The organism is Inquilinus sp. Marseille-Q2685 (genome assembly GCF_916619195.1).
Lineage (GTDB): Bacteria > Pseudomonadota > Alphaproteobacteria > DSM-16000 > Inquilinaceae > Inquilinus.
The window spans coordinates 112,797-136,564 of the sequence record NZ_CAKAKL010000008.1 but is presented as its reverse complement, the minus strand read 5'-3'; the positions used below and the strand labels follow the sequence as shown (position 1 = coordinate 136,564).

At 70.7% G+C, this 23,768-nt stretch carries 24 protein-coding genes; 16 read left to right on the top strand and 8 right to left on the bottom strand.

The window, feature by feature from the left end; translation table 11 throughout:
* Positions 1 to 71: 71 nt before the first annotated feature.
* The 4 genes from LG391_RS28235 (at position 72) to LG391_RS28220 (ending at position 4,662) form a co-directional block, all read left to right on the top strand.
* Entirely contained in the window at positions 72 to 995 is a 924-nt protein-coding gene (locus tag LG391_RS28235) for a carbohydrate ABC transporter permease (protein ID WP_225771394.1), read from the top strand.
* A 7-nt stretch (positions 996 to 1,002) separates the two neighbouring features.
* Positions 1,003 to 1,899 carry a carbohydrate ABC transporter permease gene (locus LG391_RS28230; RefSeq protein ID WP_225771393.1) on the top strand — a complete coding sequence of 299 codons (897 nt, stop codon included), beginning with the start codon at positions 1,003 to 1,005 and terminating at the stop codon, positions 1,897 to 1,899.
* Positions 1,900 to 1,937: 38 nt separating this feature from the next.
* On the top strand, positions 1,938 to 3,257 hold the full coding sequence (locus LG391_RS28225; RefSeq protein WP_225771392.1) for a sugar ABC transporter substrate-binding protein: 1,320 nt from the start codon (positions 1,938 to 1,940) through the stop codon (positions 3,255 to 3,257).
* Positions 3,258 to 3,318: 61 nt separating this feature from the next.
* Positions 3,319 to 4,662 carry an alpha-glucosidase/alpha-galactosidase gene (locus tag LG391_RS28220; RefSeq protein ID WP_225771391.1) on the top strand — a complete coding sequence of 448 codons (1,344 nt, stop codon included), beginning with the start codon at positions 3,319 to 3,321 and terminating at the stop codon, positions 4,660 to 4,662.
* 67 nt (positions 4,663 to 4,729) lie between these two features.
* Here the strand turns inward: LG391_RS28220 and LG391_RS28215 are convergent, their stop codons facing one another.
* On the bottom strand, positions 4,730 to 5,650 hold the full coding sequence (locus LG391_RS28215) for a LysR substrate-binding domain-containing protein (RefSeq protein ID WP_225771390.1): 921 nt from the start codon (positions 5,648 to 5,650) through the stop codon (positions 4,730 to 4,732).
* Positions 5,651 to 5,760: 110 nt separating this feature from the next.
* Between LG391_RS28215 and LG391_RS28210 the strand changes: the two genes are divergently transcribed.
* From LG391_RS28210 to LG391_RS28195, 4 genes are all read left to right on the top strand, one after another.
* Positions 5,761 to 7,062: an aspartate aminotransferase family protein gene (locus tag LG391_RS28210; RefSeq protein ID WP_225771389.1), complete on the top strand. Its 1,302-nt coding sequence runs from the start codon at positions 5,761 to 5,763 to the stop codon at positions 7,060 to 7,062.
* Between the two features lie 239 nt (positions 7,063 to 7,301).
* Entirely contained in the window at positions 7,302 to 7,700 is a 399-nt protein-coding gene (locus tag LG391_RS28205; RefSeq protein ID WP_225771388.1) for a nuclear transport factor 2 family protein, read from the top strand.
* A 66-nt stretch (positions 7,701 to 7,766) separates the two neighbouring features.
* Positions 7,767 to 10,013, top strand: a complete 2,247-nt coding sequence (locus LG391_RS28200; protein ID WP_225771387.1) for a calcium-binding protein — start codon at positions 7,767 to 7,769, stop codon at positions 10,011 to 10,013.
* Between the two features lie 40 nt (positions 10,014 to 10,053).
* Positions 10,054 to 11,082 (top strand): calcium-binding protein, encoded by a 1,029-nt coding sequence (locus tag LG391_RS28195; protein WP_225771386.1) that lies wholly within the window; start codon positions 10,054 to 10,056, stop codon positions 11,080 to 11,082.
* On the opposite strand, the gene LG391_RS28190 is transcribed toward LG391_RS28195, so the two are convergent.
* Complete coding sequence (locus LG391_RS28190) at positions 11,051 to 11,980, bottom strand: DMT family transporter (protein WP_225771385.1); 930 nt, start codon at positions 11,978 to 11,980, stop codon at positions 11,051 to 11,053. The genes LG391_RS28195 and LG391_RS28190 overlap by 32 nt on opposite strands.
* Before the next feature lie 100 nt (positions 11,981 to 12,080).
* Here LG391_RS28190 and LG391_RS28185 point away from each other — a divergent pair, with 100 nt between their 5' ends.
* From LG391_RS28185 to ssuD, 3 genes are all read left to right on the top strand, one after another.
* A complete protein-coding gene (locus LG391_RS28185; protein ID WP_225771384.1) occupies positions 12,081 to 12,941 on the top strand; it encodes a LysR substrate-binding domain-containing protein in 861 nt (286 codons plus the stop codon).
* 352 nt (positions 12,942 to 13,293) lie between these two features.
* Positions 13,294 to 14,247: an aliphatic sulfonate ABC transporter substrate-binding protein gene (locus LG391_RS28180; RefSeq protein WP_225771383.1), complete on the top strand. Its 954-nt coding sequence runs from the start codon at positions 13,294 to 13,296 to the stop codon at positions 14,245 to 14,247.
* Between the two features lie 20 nt (positions 14,248 to 14,267).
* A complete protein-coding gene (gene ssuD / locus LG391_RS28175) occupies positions 14,268 to 15,425 on the top strand; it encodes an FMNH2-dependent alkanesulfonate monooxygenase (RefSeq protein WP_225771382.1) in 1,158 nt (385 codons plus the stop codon).
* A gap of 129 nt (positions 15,426 to 15,554) precedes the next feature.
* Here ssuD and LG391_RS28170 read toward each other — a convergent pair whose 3' ends face one another.
* The 3 genes from LG391_RS28170 to LG391_RS28160 form a co-directional block, all read right to left on the bottom strand.
* Positions 15,555 to 16,601, bottom strand: a complete 1,047-nt coding sequence (locus tag LG391_RS28170) for an aldo/keto reductase (protein ID WP_225771381.1) — start codon at positions 16,599 to 16,601, stop codon at positions 15,555 to 15,557.
* A 117-nt stretch (positions 16,602 to 16,718) separates the two neighbouring features.
* Positions 16,719 to 16,952 (bottom strand): hypothetical protein, encoded by a 234-nt coding sequence (locus LG391_RS28165; protein ID WP_225771380.1) that lies wholly within the window; start codon positions 16,950 to 16,952, stop codon positions 16,719 to 16,721.
* Positions 16,949 to 17,533, bottom strand: coding sequence for an RNA polymerase sigma factor (locus LG391_RS28160; RefSeq protein WP_225771379.1), 585 nt, complete (start codon positions 17,531 to 17,533; stop codon positions 16,949 to 16,951). Before LG391_RS28160 ends, LG391_RS28165 begins: the two co-directional genes overlap by 4 nt.
* 98 nt (positions 17,534 to 17,631) lie before the next feature.
* Here LG391_RS28160 and LG391_RS28155 point away from each other — a divergent pair, with 98 nt between their 5' ends.
* Positions 17,632 to 18,927: a protein-L-isoaspartate O-methyltransferase gene (locus tag LG391_RS28155; protein ID WP_225771378.1), complete on the top strand. Its 1,296-nt coding sequence runs from the start codon at positions 17,632 to 17,634 to the stop codon at positions 18,925 to 18,927.
* On the opposite strand, the gene LG391_RS28150 is transcribed toward LG391_RS28155, so the two are convergent.
* Positions 18,908 to 19,528 (bottom strand): FMN-dependent NADH-azoreductase, encoded by a 621-nt coding sequence (locus LG391_RS28150; protein ID WP_225771377.1) that lies wholly within the window; start codon positions 19,526 to 19,528, stop codon positions 18,908 to 18,910. The two genes, LG391_RS28155 and LG391_RS28150, sit on opposite strands and share 20 nt — an antisense overlap.
* A 144-nt stretch (positions 19,529 to 19,672) precedes the next feature.
* On the opposite strand from LG391_RS28150, the gene LG391_RS28145 reads away from it, so the two are divergent.
* Positions 19,673 to 20,149 (top strand): winged helix-turn-helix transcriptional regulator, encoded by a 477-nt coding sequence (locus LG391_RS28145; RefSeq protein ID WP_374200791.1) that lies wholly within the window; start codon positions 19,673 to 19,675, stop codon positions 20,147 to 20,149.
* Positions 20,150 to 20,252: 103 nt separating this feature from the next.
* Here the strand turns inward: LG391_RS28145 and LG391_RS28140 are convergent, their stop codons facing one another.
* Positions 20,253 to 20,486: a DUF1127 domain-containing protein gene (locus LG391_RS28140; RefSeq protein ID WP_225771376.1), complete on the bottom strand. Its 234-nt coding sequence runs from the start codon at positions 20,484 to 20,486 to the stop codon at positions 20,253 to 20,255.
* Positions 20,487 to 20,782: 296 nt separating this feature from the next.
* A complete protein-coding gene (locus tag LG391_RS28135) occupies positions 20,783 to 21,643 on the bottom strand; it encodes a LysR family transcriptional regulator (protein WP_225771375.1) in 861 nt (286 codons plus the stop codon).
* A gap of 104 nt (positions 21,644 to 21,747) precedes the next feature.
* Between LG391_RS28135 and LG391_RS28130 the strand changes: the two genes are divergently transcribed.
* The 3 genes from LG391_RS28130 to LG391_RS28120 all read left to right on the top strand — a co-directional run bounded on the left by LG391_RS28130 (position 21,748) and on the right by LG391_RS28120 (position 23,763).
* The gene (locus LG391_RS28130; protein ID WP_225771374.1) at positions 21,748 to 22,671 is read left to right on the top strand and encodes a DMT family transporter; all 924 of its coding nucleotides are present in this window, start codon (positions 21,748 to 21,750) and stop codon (positions 22,669 to 22,671) included.
* 123 nt (positions 22,672 to 22,794) lie between these two features.
* Complete coding sequence (locus tag LG391_RS28125; protein ID WP_225771373.1) at positions 22,795 to 23,181, top strand: NADH:ubiquinone oxidoreductase subunit NDUFA12; 387 nt, start codon at positions 22,795 to 22,797, stop codon at positions 23,179 to 23,181.
* Between the two features lie 24 nt (positions 23,182 to 23,205).
* A complete protein-coding gene (locus LG391_RS28120) occupies positions 23,206 to 23,763 on the top strand; it encodes an outer membrane lipid asymmetry maintenance protein MlaD (protein ID WP_225771372.1) in 558 nt (185 codons plus the stop codon).
* The last annotated feature ends 5 nt before the right edge of the window (positions 23,764 to 23,768 follow it).

Genomic DNA, 23,768 nt, shown 5'->3' with positions numbered 1-23,768 from the left:
GACAGAAGCCTCGCTTTCATGGGAGCCGGGGCCCGATCCGGGGAGGACGGTCGAGGATGGTGGCAGCGGAGTTGAGCAGGCCGGCGGCCGCAGCCGGCTGGCTGCGGTCCCGCCCGAAGCTGCGGGCGGCGCTGCAGCGCAACGTGATCGGCTGGCTGTTCATCCTGCCGGCGCTGATCGGCTTCGCCATCTTCTATCTCTACCCGACGCTGCGGGCGATCGAGATCAGCCTGACCGACTGGAACCTGATGCGGGCGCCGAAATTCGTCGGCTTCGACAACTACCTGAAGCTGGCCGACGATCCGCGCTTCTGGCAGTCGGCGCGCATCACAATCGCCTATGTGCTCTACAACATCCCGCTGCAGACCGTGCTGGGCCTCGTCCTCGCGGTGATGATGGACCGGCTGAGCAAATCGGTGGCGCTGCGGGCGGTGGTGATCGCGCCCTATCTGCTGTCCAACGTCATCGCCGCGCTGATCTGGCTGTGGCTGCTGGATCCGCTGCTGGGCATGACCAACGCCTTCCTCGGGCTGGTCGGCGTGCCGCGCCAGTCCTTCCTGGCGACGCCGGACCTCGCCATCATGTCGGTCGCCGGCATCAACATCTGGCGCCATGTCGGCCTCACCGCCCTCCTGTTCTACGCCGGTCTGCAGGCGATCCCGCGGTCGCTGTACGAGGCGGCACGGCTGGAAGGGGCGGGGGAGTGGGTGGTGTTCCGCCGCATCACCCTGCCGCTGCTGCGCCCGGTCCTGGTGTTCGTGCTGGTGACCAGCGTGATCGGGTCGTTCCAGGTGTTCGACACCATCGCCGTCACCACCCAGGGCGGGCCGGCGAACTCGACCAGCGCCATCATCTGGTACGTCTACGAGAGCGCCTTCCGCTTCTCGAAGATGGGCTACGCCTCGGCGATGTCGGTGGTGCTGTTCGCGGTGCTGATCCTGATCACCATCCTGCAGATGCGCGCGCTGCGCGCCGGCAGCTCGGATCTCGAGTGAGGCAGCCATGACCGCGATCACCCTGCCGCTGCCTTCCGCCCGGCGCCTGTCCTTCGGCCGCCTGGTCGCCTGGGCGGTTCTGGCCGCCTTCATCGTCTGCTCGCTGTTCCCGCTCTGGATCACGCTGAAGACCGCGCTGGTGCCGAGTTCGACCCTGTTCGACCAGGCGACGCTGCTGGTGCCGATGGACGTTACCCTCGACAACTTCCGCCGCGTGCTGGGGCTGGCGCCGGTCAACCCCGCCACCCCGTCGACACCGATCAACTTCGCCCTGGCGCTGCGCAACAGCCTGATCTTCACGCTGCTGACGGTGGGCGGGCAGATCTTCTTCTCGGCGCTGGCCGCCTACGCCTTCGCCCGCATCCGCTTCGTCGGGTCGACGGTGATCTTCTACCTGTTCATCGCCGCCACCATGATCCCGGCGATCGTGCTGTTCATCCCGAACTTCGTGCTGATCCGGGAGCTGGGCTGGCTGAACACCTTCCAGGGCATGGTGGCGCCGACGCTGCTGATGTCGCCCTTCGCCGTGTTCTTCCTGCGCCAGTTCTTCCTGTCGACCCCGCGCGAGCTGGAGGAGGCGGCGCGGATCGACGGCGCCACGCCGTTCCGGACCTTCTGGAGCGTGGTGCTGCCGGTGCACAAGAGCGCCATCGCCACCCTGGCGATCCTCTTGTCGATCAACGCCTGGAACGACTTCTTCTGGCCGTTCCTGGTCGGGCGCGACGCCGAGGTCCGGGTCATCTCGGTGGCGCTGTCCGCCTTCAAGTCGCAGCAGCAGAGCGGCAATCCGGACTGGACCGGGATGACGGCCGCCACCGTGCTGTCGATCGTGCCGGTGATCGTCCTGCTCGTTCTGTTCGGCCGGCGCGTCGTCGAATCCCTGCAGTTCAGCGGGCTGAAATGACCCGCGGCGTCCACAAACGAGATCGGAGGAGGCTTGAGATGCGTGTGAGTCTGCCGAAGACCCTATTGCTGTCCGTGGCGGTCCTGGCTGCGACCGGCGCCGCCCGGGCCGAGACCACGCTGAACTACTGGCTGTGGGATGCGCTGCAGGCGCCGCACTATCAGCAATGCGCCGACGCCTTCCACGCCAAGCATCCCGACATTACCGTCAAGGTGACGCAGTACGCCTGGACCGATTACTGGACCACGCTGTCGACCGGATTCGTCTCGGGCGAGGCGCCGGACGTCTTCGCCGACCATCTGCGCTCCTACCCCGAATTCGTCGCCAACGAGCAGATCATGGACCTGACGCCGCTGGTCGAGCGCGACAAGGTCGACACCGGCATCTTCAGCCCCGGCCTCGTCGATCTCTGGACCCGCGACGGCAAGCTCTACGGCATGCCCAAGGACTGGGACACGGTCGCCCTGGTCTACAATAAGGACATGCTGGACAAGGCCGGGGTGACGGTCGACGAGCTGCGGAACGCCACCTGGAGCCCGAAGGACGGCGGCAGCTTCGAGAAGATCCTGGCCCGGCTGTCGCTCGACGCCAACGGCAAACGGGGCGACGAGCCGGGCTTCGACCCGAAGCGCGTGGTGCAGTACGGCCTGATCGCCCCCAAGATCGGGCCCGACGCCTATGGCCAGACGCAGTGGAGCTGGCTGGCCGTCTCCGCCGGCTTCAAGTTCATCGACGAGCCCTGGGGCACCAAGTACCACTACGACGATCCGGTCCTGGCGGAGACGCTGACCTGGCTGCGCGATCTGTGGCTGAAGAAGGGTTACGCCCTGCCGCAGAAGGATGTCGGCGGCCTCGGCGGCACCGCGCTGCTCGGCGCCGGCAAGGGCGCGATCGTCCCCGACGGCTCCTGGAACTCGACCTGGTACGCCCAGAACGTGTCCTTCCCCTACGGCTTCGTGCCGCTGCCGAAGGGGCCGCAAGGCCGCAAGAGCATGTTCAACGGCCTGGGCGATTCGATCTGGACCGGCACCAAGCATCCGGACGAGGCCTGGGAATGGGTCAAGTTCCTGGGATCGATGGAATGCCAGGGCATCATCGGCAAGGCCGGCGTCGTCTTCCCGGCGATCCCGGAGGCGGCGAAGATGGCGCAGGACGCCTTCGCCGCCCGTGGCCAGGATGTCACCGCCTTCACCAGCGAGGCGACGCCGGACCAGACCTTCCTCTATCCGATCACCGACTACTCGCCGCAGGTCGTGTCGACCATGAACGTGGCCTTCGACCGGATCTTCCTCGAGGACGTGCCGGTCGCGCCGCTGCTGAAGGAAGCGAACGACCAGGTCAACGCCCTGTTCGAATAGCTCTTCCACCCGGCCCGCGGCCGCCGCGCCGCGGGCCTTTCCGCCAACCGGGACTCTCCGCATGACCTCTCCCAAGATCACCTTCATCGGCGCCGGCAGCACGGTCTTCGCCAAGAACCTGATCGGCGACATCCTGTCCTATCCGGAGCTGGCGGATGCGCGCATCACCCTCTACGACATCGATCCGGAGCGCCTTGCCACCTCCGAGGTCGTGGCCCGCCGCATCGCCGAGACCCTGAAGGCGCCCGCGACGATCGAGGCGACGACCGACCGCGCCCGGGCGCTCGATGGCGCCGACTACGCCATCACCATGATCCAGGTCGGCGGCTACAAGCCCTGCACCGTGACCGATTTCGAGGTGCCGAAGACCTACGGGCTGCGCCAGACCATCGCCGACACGCTCGGCATCGGCGGCATCATGCGGGCGCTGCGCACCGTGCCGGTGCTGCTGGAGCACGCGCGGGACATGGAGCGGCTGTGCCCGGACGTGACCCATCTGCAATACGCCAACCCGATGGCGATGAACTGCTGGGCGCTGAACCGGGCGACCAGGATCAAGACCGTCGGCCTGTGCCACAGCGTGCAGGGCACCGCGGCGGAGATCGCCGAGGACATCGGCGTGCCGGTCGAGGAGATCAGCTATCTCTGCGGCGGCATCAACCACATGGCCTTCTACCTGAAGTTCGAGCGCGACGGCGAAGACCTGACGCCCCTGATCCGCAAGGTGGTGGAGGAGGGGCGGGTGCCGGAGTGGAACCGCGTCCGCTACGACATGTTCCTGCGGCTCGGCTACTTCGTCACCGAATCCAGCGAGCATTTCAGCGAATACGTGCCGTGGTACATCAAGCGCGGGCGCGAGGAGATCGTCGACCGGTTCAACATCCCGCTCGACGAGTACATCACCCGCTGCGAGCGCCAGATCGACAAATGGGGCGCGCTGAAGGCCCAGCTGCAGGACCCGACCGTGCCGCTGGAGATCAAGCGCAGCGTCGAATACGGCTCGACCATCATCCACGCCAAGGAGACCGGCCGGCCGGCGGTGATCTACGGCAACGTGCAGAACCACGGGCTGATCGACAACCTGCCGCAGGACTGCACGGTCGAGGTGCCCTGCCTGGTCGACCGCAACGGCGTGCAGCCGATCGGCATCGGCCGGCTGCCGCCGCATCTGGCGGCGCTGATGCAGACCAACATCAACGTCCAGTCGCTGACGGTCGAGGCGCTGCTGACCGGCAACCGCGACCACATCTACCACGCCGCCATGCTGGACCCGCACACGGCGGCGGAGCTGGACCTCGACCAGATCTGGAAGCTGGTCGACGCCCTGCTGGCGGCGCATGGCGAGTGGATCCCGGAGGCGCTGCGCCCGCCGGCCAAGGCGCAGCCGCTGCCCCGGGTGGCGTAGATATAGAGCGTAATGCGTTGCCTCTCCCGCCTGGCGGGAGAGGCAACGCGAGTAGCTGACGCCTTCTCTAACCCCAGGCCGTGCGCGCCGCGCTGCCCAGCAGCCAAACGCGCACCGTCTCCACGCTCTCCCGCCCCGCCGAGCCGCGGGCGACGGCGAGCCAATAGGCGGGCCAGGTCACGCCCAGCCCCGGGAAGGGGGCGACCAGCCGGCCGTCGCGCAGCGCGTCCCCGGCCAACACGTCGCTCTCCAGCACCACGCCGAGGCCCTTCACCGCCGCCTCGATCGCGACATGCGACGGGTCGAGTTGGATGGTACCGGCGAAGCCGTCGTCCAGCGCCACGCCCTGGCGCCGAAACCAAACCTCCCAGGACAGGCGGTTGTCGCGAGTGACGATCAGCGGCAGATCCGGCGGGCCGCGCGGCGCGCGCGGGTCGGCGCGGGCGGCAAGGGCCGGGGCGCAGAGCGGTTGCACGGTCTCGGTCAGCAGCGGCACGGCCGTCGCCGGCACGTGATCGCCATACCCGATCGTCAGGTCCACCCCGTCGGCCTCCGACCGGGCGCCGCTGTCGGCGGCGAGCCGCAGATCGGCATGGACCCGCAGGTCGATCTCCGGATGCGCGGCCAGGAAGGCGGGCAGGCGGGGCAGTACCCAGCATCCCGCCAATGACGGCGGGGGGCGCCGCAACACCACCTCGGACCGGCGGGGGCGCCGGCCACGCCGCGCGGCGGTCTCGACCGCCTCGGCCAGGGCGTCGAAGCTGCCGCCGATCCGGCCGAACAGCTCGGATCCCTCTGGTGACAGCACGACGCCGCGGCCGACCCGGTCGAACAGCCGCAGCCCCAGCCGTCGCTCCAGGATCCGCACCTGGTGGCTGACCGCCGACGGGGTCAGCGCCAGCTCCTCCGCCGCCGCCCGGAAGCTCTCCAGGCGGGCGGCGGCCTCGAAGGCCGCGAGCGCGCGCAGCGGCAGGTTCGACCGCGTCATCGCCCGATGAATGGTGAATTCCTCTCATGAGTCCAGCGAATTCTCTGCGTTTGCGGCCGAGGAGGGCGGGGCGGAGGATAGTGAATGCCTCACCAGGAGAGCCGCTTGCCATGGACGCCGTCTCCGCCGACCTCGACCCCGTCTTCTGGACCCGCGCCCGGCGCCACCTGCTGCGCTATGGTGGCGATTTCGTGCCCTTCGTCCCGGTGCGGGCCGAGGGCGCCTTCCTCTACGACGCCGCCGGCCGCCGGGTGCTCGACTTCACCTCCGGCCAGATGAGCGCCATCCTCGGCCATTCCCACCCGGAGATCGTGGCCACGGTGCGCGAGGCGGTCGGGCGGCTCGACCATCTGTTCTCCTCGATGCTGTCGGCGCCGGTGGTCGACCTTGCCGAGGCCCTGGCCGAACTGGTGCCGGGCCTGCCGAAGGTGATGCTGTTGTCGACCGGCGGCGAGTCGAACGAGGCGGCGATCCGGCTGGCCAAGCTGGTCACCGGCAAATGGGAGATCGTGGGCTTCCCCCAGTCCTGGCACGGCATGACCGGTGCCGCCGCGGCCGCCACCTACAAGGCCGGGCGGCGCGGCACCGGCCCGCTGATGCCCGGCCAATTCGGGATTCCCGCGCCGAACGCGTATCGTCCGCGCTTCCCCGGCGTCGATTGGCGGCAGGAGCTGGACGATTCCTTCGCCTTGCTGGACCGGCAGAGCACCGGCAACCTGGCCGCCTTCATCGCCGAGCCGATCCTCAGCAGCGGCGGCGTGCTGGACCTGCCGCCGGGCTACCTGGCGGCGTTGCAGGCGCATTGCCGGGCCCGCGGCATGCTGCTGATCCTGGATGAGGCGCAGACCGGCATCGGCCGCACCGGCCTGATGTTCGCCTTCGAGCGCGACGGCGTGGTGCCGGATATCCTGACCCTGTCGAAGACGCTGGGCGCCGGGCTGCCGCTGGCCGCGGTGATGACCACCAAGGCGATCGCCGCCGAAGCCGAGGCGCGCGACTTCCTGTTCTACACCACCCATGTCAACGACCCGCTGCCCGCCGCGGTCGGGCTGAAGGTGCTGGAGATCGTGGTCCGCGACGGGCTGGCGGCGAAGGCCGTGGCGAGCGGAACCCGGCTGGCGGAGGGCCTGCGCGGGCTGAAACGGCGGAACCCCTGCATCGGCGACGTCCGCGGCCGAGGCCTGCTGCTGGGGCTGGAATTCGCGGATGCCGGCGGCCGCGACGCGGCCTGGATCTCCGACGCGGTGACCGACACGGCGCTGGAGCTCGGCCTGTCCGCCAACATCGTCCGCGCCGGCTCCTCGGGCGGCACCATGCGCATCGCCCCGCCGCTGACGGTGACCGACGCCGAGATCGACCTCGGCGTCGAGCTGCTGGATGCGGCGATCACGCAGGTCCTGGCCGGCGCCTGAGCGTCCAGGCGCCCTTGCCCCGAGGACTGTACCCCTAATCCTCGGGGATTGAGGACGGTCCCGATTCCCGACATCGTTTCGCCCACTCGACCGGGCCCGGCGGCACGACCCGCCGGCGGCGATGCGTCCCTGTGGAAGGGTGCGTCGCGACCGAACCGGACAGGATGGGTTCTTCGTCTTCATCACAGATCGGGCGGATCGCGGCCGATGGGCCGCATCCGGTGGGAAAGGACTGCTGCATGTCTGCTGATGCGATCACGACCAACCTCGCCGTCGTCGACGAGCATATCCGCAACGAAGCGCGCGACCCGGCCTCGGTCATGAGCCTCTACACCGACGACGCCGTGCTCGAGGCGCCGGCCCGCGGCCTGCGCCTGACCGACAAGGCGGCGATCCTGGCGAATTACCGGCGGATCTTCTCGGCCATCGCCGATGTCGAGATCGAGCCGCTCGACCGCTTCGCGACGGTGGACCGGGTGGTGGACGACTGCATCGTCCGCTTCCGCCTGACCGGCGAGGGCATGGTCGACGCGCCTGTCGGGTCGCGGATCGAGCTTCGGCTGGTCCATGTCTTCCACATGCGCGACGGCCGGATCGCCCGCGAGCATGTGTTCGAGAGCTGGACACCGCTGGCCTGAGGGGCCGGCCTTTCACATGTCCGGGCGGCCGCCGTTCCGCGGCCCATCCCTTGTCAGGAGAATTCCATGGTCCAGTGGACCGGTACCGATGCCAATGAAGGCGCCGGCGGCTTCGCCGAGGACGACTTTCTGGATGGCCGCGGCGGCGACGACCTGCTGGTCGGGGCCGGCGGCAACGACACGCTCTATGGCGGCGACGGCCACGACGATCTCTGGGGCGGCGACGGCGACGACCTGCTCCAGGGCGGGAACGGCGGCGACGGGCTGCATGGCGGGGCCGGGATCGACACCGTCGACTACCGCGGCGATATCGGGGTCAACGTCGCCATCGGCGGCACCTCCTGGGGTGGCGAAGCGAATGGCGACGTGGTCGATGGCGACATCGAGAATGTCTGGGGCACCAATTCCAACGATTCCATCGCAGGTTCGGCGGCCAACAACGTCCTGAGCGGTTATGACGGCAATGACGGGCTCTGGGGCGACGACGGCGACGACACGCTCTGGGGCATGATCGGCAACGACTATCTCACCGGCGGCAACGGCAACGACAAGCTTGAAGGCAGCTACGGCGACGATTTCCTGCGCGGTTGGGCCGGGGCGGACGTCCTGCTCGGCGGCGACGGCACCGACACGGTCGAATACTTCGCCAGCGACGCCGGGGTCGAGGTCGATCTGGAGTACCGCGTCGCCCGCGGCGGCCATGCCGAGGGCGACGCCATCCAGGGTGTCGAGAACATCAGCGGCAGCCCCTATGACGACCGGCTGTCCGGGGATTACGGCAACAACCGGCTCCTCGGCGCCGAGGGCGACGATGTCCTTTACGGCAGGTATGGCGACGACGTCCTGATCGGGAGCAGCGGCGACAATGTCTTTGTCGGCGGGCCGGGGCGGGACCGGCTCGAAGCCGGAGACGGCAGCGACTGGCTCGACTACACCGACAGCACTGCCGGGGTGGGCGTCGACCTGACGAGCGGATCGGCCTGGAGCGGCAATGCCGAGGGGGACGTCTTCATCGGCGTCTTCGAGGACCTGGCTGGGTCCTACTACAACGACACGCTGATCGGGAACTTCGCCGCCAACCTCCTGCGCGGCTACTCCGGCGATGATGTCCTGACTGGCCTGGGCGGCGACGACAGGCTGGAAGGCTATGGCGGCGCCGATGTCCTGGACGGCGGCGACGGCAACGACCTCATCCGCGGCGACGGTGACGGCGACCGGATCAACGGCGGCAACGGCATCGACACGATCGTGTATTGGGGCGACACCGCCTTGACCGTGACCATCGGGGGCACCGGCCATGGCGGCGACGCCGAGGGCGATGTCATCGGCACCGATGTCGAGAACGTCTCCGGCGGCAGCGCCTATGACACGATCGCCGGCTCCTCCTACGCCAACCAGCTGCAGGGCTGGGGCGGCAACGACACGCTCAGCGGCCTCGGCGGCGACGACGCGCTGCTGGGCGGCGACGGCGGCGACATCCTGCGCGGGGGCGAGGGGGCCGACCGGCTCGACGGCGGCGCCGGCACCGATTCCGTCAGCTACACCGACGGCGCGGTCGGCGTGGTGGTCGACCTCGCCGCCGGGACCGGCCGCAGCGGCAACGCCCAGGGCGACGTGCTGATCGGCATCGAGAACGTCAATGGCAGCCAGGGCGGCGACACGCTGTCGGGCCATGCCGGCGCCAATGTCCTGCGCGGCTTCGACGGCAACGACCTGCTTCGCGGCGAGGCAGGCGCCGACACGCTCGACGGCGGCAACGGCAGCGACACCGCCAGCTGGTACACCGGCAGGACCGGGGTCGCGGTCAGCCTGGTCTCCGGCACCGGGACCGGCGGCGACGCCCAGGGCGACAGGCTGACCGGCATCGAGAACCTCAGCGGCAGCCAGGGCCATGACAGCCTGGTCGGAAACACCGGCGCAAATGTGCTGCAAGGCTGGAACGGCAACGACGTGCTCACCGGCGCCGGCGGCAGGGACACGCTCACCGGCGGGGCCGGGGCCGACCGCTTCGTCTACAGCAGCGCGGCGCAGAGCCCGACCGGGGCGGGGGCCGACCGGATCACCGATTTCAGCCACGGCCAGGGCGACCGCATCGACCTGTCGGCGATCGACGCCAACGCCGCGGCCGCCGGCAACCAGGCGTTCCGCTTCATCGGCACCGGGGCCTACACCCACCACGCCGGCGAGCTGCGCACTGTCATCGTCGACGGCGTCACTACCATCGGCGGCGACGTCGATGGCGACGGCTCCTCCGATTTCCACATCCGCCTGACGGGCTCGATCGGCCTGCAGGCCTCGGATTTCGTGCTGTAGCGACGGCAGCCCGGAGCCTTCCGCATCTCGGGAGCGATGCATGACGACGATCTATGGCGATGCCGCCGGCAATCTCCTTGTCGGCGGCGCGTGGGACGACATCCTCTTCGGCTTCGACGGCAATGATTTCCTTCAAGGCGGCGCCGGGGCCGATGCCCTGTTCGGCGGCGCGGGCATCGACACCGCCGACTACAACGGCAATGCCGGCGTTTCGGTCGACCTCGCCGCGGGGCAGGGCTGGGGCGGGGAAGCCGAGGGCGACCGGTTGTTCGACATCGAGAATGTCTGGGGCACCGGCGGCTATGGCGACATCCTGGCCGGATCGGACGCCGGCAACGAGCTGCGCGGCTTCGGCGGCAACGACACGCTCTATGGCCGCGACGGCGACGACCGGCTGGTCGGCGGCATGGCCGACGACTTCCTCCAGGGCGGGGCAGGGGCGGACTCGATCGATGGCGGCGACGGCACCGACACCGTCGACTACAACGGCCTCGAGGGCGTGCATGTCGATCTCGGGCGCGGCATCGCCGAGTTCGGCGAGGCCCAGGGGGATGTCATCACCGGCGTCGAGAATGTCTGGGGCACGGCCTATGGCGACGTGCTGGTCGGCACCTCTTCGGGCAGCGATCTGCGCGGCTGGGGCGGCGACGACTTCCTCGGCGGCGGGCCCGCCGGCGACCTGCTCTACGGCAACGACGGCAGCGACCGGCTGATCGGCGATGGCGGGGCCGATACCCTGAGCGGCGGCGCCGGTGCCGATGCCTTCGAGTTCTGGTCGGTCACCGACAGCCAGGCCGGGACGGGGGCGGACTGGATCATCGATTTCCACCAGGCCGAAGGCGACGTCATCGACCTGGTGGTGATGGATGCCGACGCCACGGCGGCGGGCCGCCAGGGCTTCGGCTTCATCTGGAACGCCCCGTTCAGCCACCAGGCCGGCGAGCTGCGCTACGAGATCGACGGCGGAGCGACCACGGTCCTGGGCGATGTCGACGGCGACGGCGCAGCGGATCTCCGGATCACGCTGTCGGGGGCGGTCAGCCTGCAGCTCGGCGATTTCGCGCTGTAGCCGGGGTGGCGCGGGTGACGAGGCGGATGCCGAGCGCGATCGGCACCACGCCGAGCAGGTCGAGCGGCGGCACATGTTCGCCCAGCACCGCCCAGCCCAGCAGCAGGCCGATCGGCGGCACCAGAAAGTGCAGCGCGCTGGCGGTCGAGGCGCCGAGCCGGTCCAGCATGTCGAACCACAGCAGATAGCTGCACAGCGACACGGCGAGGGCGAGCCAGAGGAAGCCGGCCAGGAGCTCCGGCGTCCAGCGGATCGCCGAGACCGGCTCCAGCGCCAAGCCCAGCGGCAGCAGCACGACGCCGGCCGCGAGCGTCTGGACCGCGGTGCCGTACCAGAGGTCGCCGGAGGGCGCGATCCGCTTGTACAGGATGGTGCCGGCGGACAGGGCGACCAGCGCGCCGAAGGTGAAGGCGATGCCGACCGGGCCCTCGATGCCGCCGCCGAGTCGGCTCTGCAGCACGATGGCGACGCCGAGGACGCCGAGCGCGAGCCCGGCCAGCCTCGTCCGGGTCAGCCGCTCGCCCAGGAGCGGCGGCGCCAGCACCGCGGTCAGCACCGGGTTCATGCTGATGATCAGCGCCGCGAAGCCCGAGGTGACGGTCTGCATCCCGAAATAGGACAGGGTCAGGTAGACCGCCATGGTGACGATGCCGAGCAGGGCGAAGCGCGCCACCGCGCCGGGGCCGAAGCTCCAGCGCCGGCCCGACAGCCGGGCGATGGCGGCCAGCACCAGCCCGGCCAGCAGGAAGCGCGTCGACAGCAGCAGGAAGGGCGGGGCATAGGTCACCGCCACCTTCGCGGCGGTGAAGGCCGAGGCCCACAGCACCACGAACAGGGCGGGGAAGCCCCAGCGCACCAGGGCGCTGCGGCCGGGGGCCGGGATCGACACGGCGTCCATGGCGGATCTCCTTCGGATCGGCTGCACCATAGAAGCGGGCGTGACCATTTGGAAATTCAATGGTTAAATGGGGTTCAGTGGAAAAGCCGATGGGTGCCCCATGCTCGACCTCGACCTGCTGCGCAGCTTCGTCTCCGTGGTCGATGCCGGCGGCTTCACCCGCGCCGGCGAGCGGGTGCACCGCACCCAGTCGACGGTCAGCCAGCAGATCCGCAAGCTGGAACAGGCGGTCGGCCGGCCGTTGCTGCACCGCCAGGGGCGGGGCGTGGCGCCGACCGAGGAAGGCGAGCGGCTGCTCGGCTATGCCCGCCGCCTGCTGGCGCTGAGCGACGAGGCGGAGGACGCGCTGCGCCGGCCGGACGGCATGGCCGTGGTGCGGGTCGGGCTGGGCGAGGATTTCGCCGCCGAGCGGCTGACCGAGGCGTTGTCCGGCCTTGCCCGGCTGCGCCCGGCGCTACGGCTCGACGTTCGCTGCGATGCGGGGCCGGAGCTGCGCCGCGCCTTCGGCCAGGGCGAGCTCGACATCGCCGTGATCAAGCGCGACGCCGGCATCGGCACCGCTTTCGCCGCCTGGCCCGAGCGGCTGGTCTGGGTGGCCAGCCGCCGCCACGGCGTGCCGGAGGGCGACCCGGTGCCGCTGGTCGCCTACGCCCAGGGCTGCATCTACCGGGCGCGGGCGATCCATGCGCTGGAAAGCGCCGGGCGGCGCTGGCGCATCGCCTTCACGGGCTCGAACCTGTCGGCGGTGCAGGCCGCGATCGCCTGCGGCTTCGGCATCGGCATCCTGGTCGCGCGCTCGGTGCGCGACGACCTCCGCATCCTGCGGCCGGAGGAGGGTTTCCCGCCGGTTCCGCCCAGCGAGCTCGCCGTCATGCTGCAGCCCGGCGCGTCCCCGGCCGTCCGGCTGGTGGCGGAGCAGCTGGCCGAAAGCTGCGCCGAGGCCCGGCCCGAGGCGGCGTAAACGGCGATGTCGGTCGGATTGGCAATCGCCAACCCGACGTTTCTCCAGCAATCCTTGTTGTCATGCCCGGGCTTGACCCGCGGCTGTCCGGTTAAGGGTTTTCAGGGTGCGGAAGAGGAGTGGGGCTCAACTTTTATTGTCATCGCCGGGCTTGACCCGGCGATCCAGGGGCCACCCAGAGCGGCATCGACATTCCTGGATGCCCGGGTCAAGCCCGGCAATGACAGTAGGGAGAGATATCAAAAAACTAATAATATATGTAATTTATAGATAATAACATAAGAGATCGAGAATTGGATTGACGTACTCCACGCCAGACTGAGAGATTGTCCGTCCCATCCGGAGGACCGCCATGCTCTCCCGCCGTACCCTGCTGTCGACCACCCTTGCCCTCGCCGCGGCCGCGCCGCTGGCCAACGGCCCGGCCGGGGCGAAGGAGGGGCCGAAGGCCATCCGCATCGGCTACCAGAAGAACGGCATCCTGCTGGTCGCCAAGACACGGAAATCCCTGGAACAGCGCTTCGCCCCGCAGGGCATCGCGGTCGAATGGGTCGAGTTCGCCTTCGGCCCGCCGCTGCTCGAGGCGCTGAACGCCGGCAGCATCGATTTCGGCGCCACCGGCGACACCCCGCCGATCTTCGCCCAGGCGGCGCAGGCCGAGCTGGTCTATGCCGCGGCCCAGCCGACCGAGGGGAAGGGCGTGGCCCTGGTGGTGCCGAAGGGATCGGCGGCGAAGTCCGTCGCCGATGTGAAGGGGCTGCGCGTCGGCGTCGGCAAGGGCTCCAGCGCCCACAACTTCCTGGTCGGGGCGCTGCAGAAGGCGGGGCTCGGCTGGCAGGACATCACCCCCGTCTACCTCGCCCCGGCGGATGCCCGTGCCGCCTTCGCCGGCGGCAGCCTGGACGCCTGGTCGATCTGGGACCCGTACTACGCCATCGCCGAGCTGGAGGAGGGGGCGCGGGTGCTGGCGACCTCGGCCGATGTCGAACCGCAGAACTCCTATTTCCTGGCCTCCAAGGCCTTCGCCGCGGCCCACCCCGCCGCGCTGCGCGGCCTTGTCGAGGCGCTGGGCGAGGTCGGCGTCTGGGCCGATGCGCACCACGCCCAGGTGGCGCAGCTCTTCGCCGACGAGACCGGCATCAGCTTGGCGGCGGAGCAGCGCGCGGTCGACCGCGCCACCTTCCGGATCGGCCCGCTGACCGAGGAGATTGTGGGCCAGCAGCAAAAGATCGCCGACCGTTTCGCCGCGCTGGGGCTGATCCCGGCGCCGATCGCGATCCGCGACATCGTCTGGACCGGCGCCTGACCACAGCAGGGAATCCCCTCATGTCCGACACCCGGAAGCCGCTCGACCTGTTCTGGTTCATCCCGACCAGCGGCGACGGCCCCTATCTCGGCACCCAGGACCGGCACCGCCCGGCCGAGTTCCGCTACCTGCGCGAGATCGCCACCGCGGTCGACCGGCTGGGCTACAAGGGCGTGCTGCTGCCCACCGGCCGCGGCTGCGAGGACGCCTGGATCACCGCCACGGCGCTGGCCACGGCGACCGAGCGGCTGCGCTTCCTGGTGGCGCTGCGCCCCGGCGTGGCGACGCCCGCCTTCTTCGCCCGCCAGGCCGCGGCGCTGGACCGGATCAGCCAGGGCCGGCTGCTGCTCAACGTCGTGGTCGGCGGCGACCCGGCCGAGCTGGCCGGCGACGGCGTCTTCCTCGACCACGACACCCGCTACGCCCAGGCGGCGGAGTTCCTGACCATCTGGCGCCGCCTGCTGGCCGGCGAGACGGTGGATTTCGACGGCGAGTTCCTGAAGGTGAAGGGCGGCAGGCTGTCCTTCCCGCCGGTGCAGCGGCCGCATCCGCCGCTGTGGTTCGGCGGCTCCTCCGACGCCGCGCTCGACCTCGCGGCCGACCAGGTCGAGACCTACCTGACCTGGGGCGAGCCCTTGGACCAGGTGGCGCAGAAGATCGAGGCGGCGAGGGCGCGCGCGGCGGCGCGCGGCCGGACCCTGCGCTTCGGGCTGCGCATCCATCTGATCGTGCGCGAGACGGAGGAGGAGGCGTGGCGGGTGGCCGAGCGGCTGATCCGCGACGTCTCCGACGACGCCATCGCCGAGGCGCAGAAGAAGCTGGCCGAAGGCTCGGATTCGGTCGGCCAGCAGCGGATGTCGGCGCTGCATGGCGGCCGGCGTGACAGGCTTCTGGTCGGCCCCAACCTCTGGGCCGGCATCGGCCTGGTGCGGCGCGGCGCCGGCACGGCGCTGGTCGGCGACCCCGAGACGGTGGCGGCACGGCTGCGCGAATACCAGGACCTCGGCATCGAAACGGTGATCGCCTCCGGCTACCCGCATCTGGAGGAGGCCTACAACGTCGCCGAGCTGCTGTTCCCGGCGCTCGGCATCGATGCCGAGAAGGCCGGGACGCACGAGCTGCATCCCGGCGAGTTCGGCACCGCCGCCGGAAGGCCGAAGCTGACCGCCGTGTCGTGAGAGGGCGTAGTCCCTTTTCGCGTCCTCAAACCGTCATCGCGAGCGTAGCGAAGCAATCCAGGGCCGCTCGCACTGGCCCCTGGATTGCTTCGTCGCTGCGCTCCTCGCAATGACGGGGAGAGGCGCGCCTTACCCCTCCCGCTTCACCCAGCGGGTCGGCTTCGGGTTGCGCTCGTCGAAGCCGGTCTGGTGCCAGTAGGGATAGGCCGGGGTGCGGTGGCTGGCGTCGTCCAGCAGCGCCACCTGCTCCGGCGTCAGGTTCCAGCCGACGGCGCCGAGATTCTGCTTCAGCTGCTCCTCGTTGCGGGCGCCGACCACGATGTTGGCCACGGTCGGCCGCTGCAGCAGCCAGTTCAGCGCCACCTGCGGGATGGTCTTGCCGGTCTCCTGCGCCACCCGGTCGAGCGCGTCGACCACGTCGTACAGGTATTCGTCGTCGACCGTCGGCCCGCCCTCGCTGCCGCCGGAGGCGATGCGTCCCGCCCCGGCCGGCTGGCCGCGCCGGATCTTGCCGGTGAGGCGGCCCCAGCCCAGCGGGCTCCACACCATCAGCCCGACCTTCTGGTCGAGGCCGAGCGGCATCAGCTCCCACTCGTAGTCGCGGCCGATCAGCGAGTAATAGCCCTGATAGGCGACGTAGCGGGCGAGGCCGTATCTCTCGGACGTCGCCAGCGCCTTCATCAGGTGCCAGCCGGAGAAGTTGGAGGCGCCGATATAGCCGATCTTGCCGCTGCGGGTCAGGTCGTCGAGCGCGCGCAGCGTCTCGTCGACCGGCGCGATCGCGTCGAAGCCGTGCATGAAGTAGAGGTCGATGTGGTCGGTGCCCAGCCGCTTCAGGCTGGCCTCGCAGGCGCGGATCAGGTGGTAGCGCGACGAGCCCTTGTCGTTCGGCCCCGGCCCCATGCCGAAGGTGGCCTTGGTCGAGATCAGCACCTGGTCGCGCCGGCCCTTCAGGGCCTGGCCCAGGATCTCCTCCGACGCGCCCTGGCTGTAGACGTCGGCGGTGTCGAAGAAATTGACGCCGGCCTCCAGGCACAGATCGACCAGGCGCGAGGCCTGGGCGACGTCGGTGCTGCCCCAGCGCTGGAAGAACTCGGTGCTGCCGCCGAAGGTGGCGGTGCCGAAGCTGAGCACGGGAACCTTGAGGCCGGACCCGCCGAGCTGACGGTATTCCATGCGACTCTCCGTTGGTGACGGTTTCGTGGTGTGCGGCCGCAGGCTAGCAGCTTGTGGCGCATCCGCCAGACCGCCTTCGGTCGCGGGGCAGGGCTGTGAACTTCGCTCTTGGGCCGGTCAGTGCCAGCGCGGCGGCGGCCGCCAGGGCCGCGGAACGGGGGCGGCGGGCGCTGCCGGGGACGCGGTCGCCTCGGCGCGCCGGATCACGCCGCGGACGTCCCAGGCGGTGGAGGAGACCTTGCGCCCGGCCTCGGCGGCGGCCTGCCGGATCTCGTCCTCCGGCGCGGCGGCGAGTTCGGCCTCCAGCGCGTCCAGCAGGCGTTCGAGCGCGCGGTCGGATCGATGCGTCATGGCAGCCCAGTGAGGCCGTGGCGCAGCAGCGCCCGCCTCATCCTCTTGCGCGTGGACTCGTATTCGGTCTCGGACAGGCCCGTGCGCCGCCGGATCTCCCCGGCCGACAGGCCCTGACTCAGCCCCAGGATGACGGCCAGCGCCGCGGGATCGTCGGCGAACAGCCGGTCGATCGCCGCCAGGGCCTGGCCGGCGGCGGCGATGCGCTCCGGGTCCGGCGCCTGGTCGGCGACCTCCGCCGCCTGCGCCGACAGCGCCGTCGCCGCGACCCGCTGGCGGCGCCAATGGTCGCTGCGGAGGCTGCGCATGATGCCGGCCAGGAAGGCGACCAGCGCCACGCCCGGCGGCCAGGGCCGGGAGCCGTCGAGGGCGCGCAGGACGGCCTCGTGCAGCAGCTCCTGCCAGTCCAGCCCCGGCAGGCCGCGGCAGCGCAGCCGCGCGATCGCCTGCAGCCGCAGCAGATCCGGCTCCGACAGCGCGGCGAGCGCGCGCCGGACATCCTGCTCGGTCCGGCCGAAGGCCTGGAGCGCGATCCGCGGTTTGAGGGGCGAGGTGTCCTGCATCCGCAGCACTATGCGCATGGCGCGGCCGGGCGCGGACAGGCATCGCGAAAAATATTTCCGGTCCGCAGCCGCCCGTGTCGCGCGCATTTCCTCGCGGACATTCTGCCGGAGGGATCATGGAGCTGGAGATCGAGGAGCACCTCACCCGTTTCCTGGGCATGCTGGATACGGCGTTCCGCCGGCGCGGCGAAGACGGCCTGCCGGAACGGCTCCGGCAGGCGGTGCGGGAGGCGCCGCGGCATCGCTTTGTGCACCGCTTCCGCGCCGACCGGGACCGGCCGGCCGAGGATTTCGACGCCGAGCCGCAGCGCCATCTCGCCGCCGTCTACAGCGACCGGGTGCTGGCCCATCTCGGGCCGGACGACGCCGCGCTCGACTCGACCAATTCCCAACCCAGCTACGTGCTGTGGCTGCTTCACCGGCTGGGGTTGGAGCCCGGTCACCGGGCCATCGAGATCGGCTCCGGCTCGGGCTGGCTGGCCGCCGTGATGGGCCGGCTGGTCGGTGGCGACGGCCATGTGGTCGGGGTCGAGATCCTGGGGGATCTCGCGCGGCGCAGCCGGGACGATCTCGCATCGCTGGGCAGCGCCAATGTCGCCATCGTCGAAGGCGACGGCGCCGCCGGCCACGCCACCGCGGCGCCCTATGACCGGGCCGTGGTCACCGCCGCCGTCTGGGACCTGCCGGCAGCACTGTTCGAACAGATCGCCGTGGGCGGCCGCCTGCTGCTGCCGATCGCGCTGGCGGGCGGCGCTGGCCGCGACTGCCATGTCGCGGTCCTGCGCCGGGAGGGCGACCGGTTCCGGGCGCTGGAGGCGGTCCCCGGTCGCTTCGTCCGCTTCACCGGCCCGGGGCAGGAGCGAGGCGTCGAGCGCCGCCGGCTCGAGGAGCTGCCGTTCTGGCCCGGCATCGGCGCGACGCCGACGTCGCACCGGCCGCTGCCGCTCGGGGCCCGGGATCCGGCCCGGTTCGGTGGCGCGGCCTATGCCTTCCGCCTCTTTCTCGGCCAGACCGAACCCGGCTTCACGGCATTCGACGATGGGGCCGGCGAGGAGCTGTCGACCGCGCCCTTCGGCCTGGTCGACGCGGCGGCGGAGTCGGTCGCGATCTGCCGGCCCGGGGTGCTGATCGGTTACGGCCCGCCCGAGGCCGTGCGGCGGCTCGACGCCGCCTGCCGGCGCTGGGCGGCGCTCGGCATGCCCGGCCCAGCCGCCTTCGATCTCGAAGTGGTGCGCGCCGAGCAGGCGCCGCAGCCCGGACGGGGCGTCTGGGTGGAAAGGCGCGGTGCCAGCGCCCTGGTCTGGCGGCTGACCCTCACCGTCCCGCCGCCGCGGGCCGGACGTCGGAAGACCATCCGGGACCGGCCGCATCCGGCCGGCCCCGGAACCGGGATCACGCCGCCTGCGCCGTGATCGTCGAGACCCTCTCCAGCGCCCCGATGACAGCCTTCTCCGCGGCCTCGGGGCCGAAGGCGACGCCCTCGACCGCGATCGACTCGACATCGGTCAGGCCGATGAAGCCGAGCAGGTGTCGCAGATAGGGCTCCTGGAAATCGAAGGGCTTGTAGGGGCCGTCGGAATAGACGCCGCCGCGGGCCTCGACCAGATACACGGTCTTGCCGGTGACCAGGCCTTCCGGGCCCGCCTCGCCGTAGCGGAAGGTGACGCCGGCGCGCAGCAGGTAGTCGAACCAGCTCTTCAGCGTCGAGGCCAGGCCGAAATTGATCATCGCCGAGGCGATGACGACGACATCGGCGGCGAACAGCTCCTGCACCAGCGTGTCGGACAGGGCCAGCGCCGCCTGCTGCGCCGGGCTGCGGGCCTCGGCCGGCAGCGCCTGGGCGGCCAGGAAGTCCTTGCCGATATGTGGCAGCGGCTGGGCGGCCAGGTCGCGGCGGACGATCACGGCGCCCGGGGACTGCGTCTGCAGCCGGTCGACCAGGGCGGTGGCGACCTTGGTCGACAGCGAGGCCGCGCCGCGCGGGCTGGAGGTGACGAACAGGATTCGGCTCATCGGGAACGGGTCCTCATGGTCGAGGGCAGGGGGATGGGCCGGCCGGCCGACGAGACCCCGGGTTGATCCGGCCCCGGGGTAGTCACATTTGGTGACTGGGGCTAAACTGATGACTGCCCGGGAGCGGCGCAAGGAGGCACATTTTTGGAACCGAGCAACAGCGATGTGCGTGACGGGCACGACCAGTGCCGGGCGATCAGCGACGTGCTGGCCCGGGTCGGCGACAAATGGACGGTGATGGTGGTCGGGCTGCTGTCGGACGGGCCAATGCGCTTCAACGAGCTTCGCCGGACCATCGGCGGCATCTCGCAGCGCATGCTGACCCTGACCCTGCGGGGGCTGGAGCGCGACGGGCTGGTGACCCGCACCGTGTTCCCGACGATCCCGCCGCGGGTGGACTATGCGCTGACCGATCGCGGCCGGACGCTGATCGAACCGCTCAAGGCCCTGTTCTCCTGGGCGACCGAGCACCACCCTGCGATCGAGCGGTCGCGGCAAGCGTTCGACACGGAGAAGCCGGGCGCCGAGGTGCCGCATCCACAGCGCAAGGTTCCGCACCTGGTGCGGCCGCGATCGGCGACCTGGTCCGATGTCGACGCGGATGGACGGAACGGCCGCTAGGCCGGGGGCGCGCAAAAGAAAACCCCGCCGGCTTACGCTCGGCGGGGTTTTCGCGACCCGGATCCGGGGGAGGAAGCGGACCGGGTGCCTCCGGTCAGGCCGTTCACGCGGCGCGACGGATGACCGAATCTTCGTTCGCGGCAGCGGCCACGGTCGGGCGCAGCACGGCGACATTGGCCGGGGCGACGCGGGTGTCGCGGGCGGCGCGCGTCAGGCGCTCCATGATGGTGCCGCGGTTCATGCCGATATCGGCCAGCAGGCGGTCATCGAGCTGCATCAGAGCGGCATAGGCGCGACGACGTTCCCAGGCGGCGACAAGCTTGTTGATCAGGTTCACTTCAGCATTTCCTTCTTCACGTGCCGCGTCCAGCGAAGGGTTCGCGGCGCGGTGTGCGTTGCATCGCACGCCGAGATATATGCGCTTAGCTTAGTCATGCATCCACCCCTGCTTATCGCACCGCAGCAATGCATCGCCTGCAATGCCTGACATTTAGGCGCCGCTTCCGCCCAGCTTCTGCCTTGATAGCCGGGATTCGCCGCAATTCCGCCGCAAAGCGCCCTGTTGCAGTGCAAACCGATTGGGCGGGCGCTGCCTGGCGAACGGGCGTCAATTGATGATAAGTGTGATTACCATCACACCGAGGCAACGCGGTCCGGCAGGGCCAGCCCGGCGGCCAGATGCCCGGCCAGCAGCTCGCCGGCCGGCGCCAGACCGGGGGCGCGGTGCAGGCGGATATCGGCTTCGGGCAGCGGCGGCAGGCCGTCGCGCTCGCCCAGGGGGCGCAGCTCCGGCGGCAGCAGCCCGGCCTTGACCACGGTGACGGCCAACCCCTGCGCGGCGATCGCGGTCACCGCCGCCAGGCTGTGGCTGACGAAGGCGAGCCGCCAGGGCAAGCCGGCGGCGTCGAGCGACGCCATCGCCCAGGCCCGGAACAGGCAGCCCTGGGGATAGAGGGCGAGGGGCAGGGGGCTGCGCGTCTCGGCGGCGACATCGCGGCCGGCGGCCCAGACCGCCCGCTCGCGCCGCAGGAAGGTGCCGCCGCCGTCGCCTGCCGCATGCATCGCCAGCACCAGGTCGAAGCGCTCGCCCAACTGCGGCAGCATCGGCGTCGTCAGCCCGGTCACCATTTCGACCTGGATGCGCGGATGGGCGGCGGCGAAGCCGGCCAGCAGCGGCGGCACCAGCCGGGTGCCGTAATCCTCCATCACGCCGAGCCGGACCGTGCCCTCGACCTGCAGGTCGCGCAGCCGGCCTATCGCCTCGGCCGAGACCGACAGGATGCGGCGGGCATAGCCCAGCAGCACCTCGCCGGCCGGGGTCAGGCGCAGGCCGCGGCGGCTGCGGTCCAGCACCGCGGCACCGACCGCGCCCTCCAGCCGCTGGATCTGCATACTCACGGCCGACTGGGTCCGGTTCAGCGCCGCGGCGCCGCGGGTGAAGGAGCCGTGGTCGGCGACGGCGACGAAGGCGCGCAGCAGGTCCGGATCCAGCACTCGGCACTCCATCACGGTTCGTGATCCAGATGATCATAACTATGCGTTTCCTTGAAGCCGAGAGCCGTTCCTATGCTGCTCCGCCCGGTAAAGGAGGGGACGGCATGGCGCGTGAAGGGCTCGGCGTGGCGGCGGCGCTGGCGTCGAGCACGCTCGGCGGCACCTCGGTGGTGGCGACGCGTTTCTTGATGGGGGCGCTGGATCCCGCGACGCTGGGCGTGTTCCGCTTCGGCATCGGCTGCGTCCTGCTGCTGCCCGTGGCGTTGGCGCTGCGCTCGCCCTGGCCGCCGCGGCGCGACCTGCCGGCGGCGACGCTGCTGGGCCTGCTGTTCTTCGCCGCCTTCCCGTTCCTGTTCAACGCCGCGCTGGCCCACACCACCGCCGCGCGCGGAGCGCTGGCGCTGTCGACCCAACCGCTCCTGACCCTGGCTATGGGCGCGGCGCTGGGGGCGGAGCGGCTGGCCCCGCGCAAGGCGGCCGGGGTGCTGCTGGCGATGGCAGGGGTGGCGCTGGCGCTCGGCGCCGGCCTGGCCGAGGCGCCGCCGGGGGCGTGGCGCGGCGACCTGCTGATGGTCGGGGCGGCCGGCTGCGGCGCCCTCTATAACGTGTGGTCGCGGCCCTTCGTCCTGCGGTCCTCGCCCTTGTCCTTCAGCGTCATCGGCATGGCTGCCGGCGCCTGCAGCCTGGCGGCGATGGCGCTGTCGGCCCGGCCGACAGCGCTGCCCGTCCTGGATCCGGCGGGCTGGGCCGCGGTGGTGTATCTCGGCGTGGTCGGCGGTGCCCTGACCTTCTTCCTCTGGGTCTTCGCCCTCGGCCGCACCACCCCGACCCGGGTGGCGATCTCGGTCGCCGTCAACCCGGTGGTGGCGGCGCTGCTCGGCGTCTTCACCCTGGACGAGCCGCTCGGCTGGCCGCTGCTGGCGGGGCTGGCCGCGGTGGCGGCCGGCATCGGCCTGACGGCGACGGACGGCCGGCGGGCGACCCCGGCCTCCATCGCCGCTTCGCCGGGGCCTGCTCGCCGGTCTTGAACGGCGTGCCTTGAAATTGCCCCGGGGCGCGGCGGCGCGCGCACTGGACGGACGCGGCCGGCGATGCCATAGTCCGCGCCGTTCGACGGCCGGGGGCCGTCACTCGGCATGTCCTTGGGATCCATGGCCTTCGATCTGACCGAATTCGGGCTGCGCGCCTATCTCCGTTTCGTCACCTGGCGGCGTGGCCAGCTGGTCGGCCAGGACGCCTTCGGCAACCGCTACTATCGCAGCCGCAAGGTCGCCCAGGGCGGCCGCGAGAAGCGCTGGGTGGTGTTCAACGGCGGCGAATCCGAGGCGACGCGCGTGCCGCCGGAATGGCACGGGTGGCTGCACTACACCTTCAAGGAGCCGCCGGGCGACGCCAGCCCGTTCCGCCGGCCCTGGCAGCAGCCGCCCGAGACCAACCCGACCGGGACCGGCCATGCCTATCTGCCGCCGGGCCATCCGCTGCGCGGCAGCCATCGCGCCAAGGCGACCGGCGACTACGAGCCCTGGACGCCGGCGTGACCGGGCTGGCCTGAGGGAACAGCGATGCACAGGAACGTCATCGAGACGGTCATGGGCGCGGTCGTGCTGGCCGTCGCCTTGGTCTTCCTGGGATTCGCCTATACCAGCGCCAATCTCGGGTCCGCCTCGGGCTACACGCTCAAGGCCCAGTTCAACCAGGCCGACGGCGTCGACGCCGGCACCGATGTCCGGATCGGCGGCGTCAAGGTCGGCACCGTCACCAGCGTGACCCTGAATCCCGAGAGCTATCTGGCGGACGTCCAGCTGTCGATCGACCCGTCGGTCAAGCTGTCGCAGGATACTGCCGCAGCGATCAGCAGCGACGGGCTGCTCGGCGGCCGCAGCCTCTCGCTCAGCCCCGGCGCCCGGCCGGACGATCCGAACGGCTGGCTGAAGGATGGCGACACCATCGCCTACACCCAGTCGAATCCGAGCCTGGAGCAGCTGCTCGGCCAGGTGATCTTCAGCATCGGCCAGCTCGGCGACCGCGCCAGCACCGGCGGGGCCGGCGGAACCCCCGCCGCCCCGGGGCAGGAGCAGGCGCCGCAACAGGGCAAGCCCGGCGGCATGTTGGGGAATTGATCCGG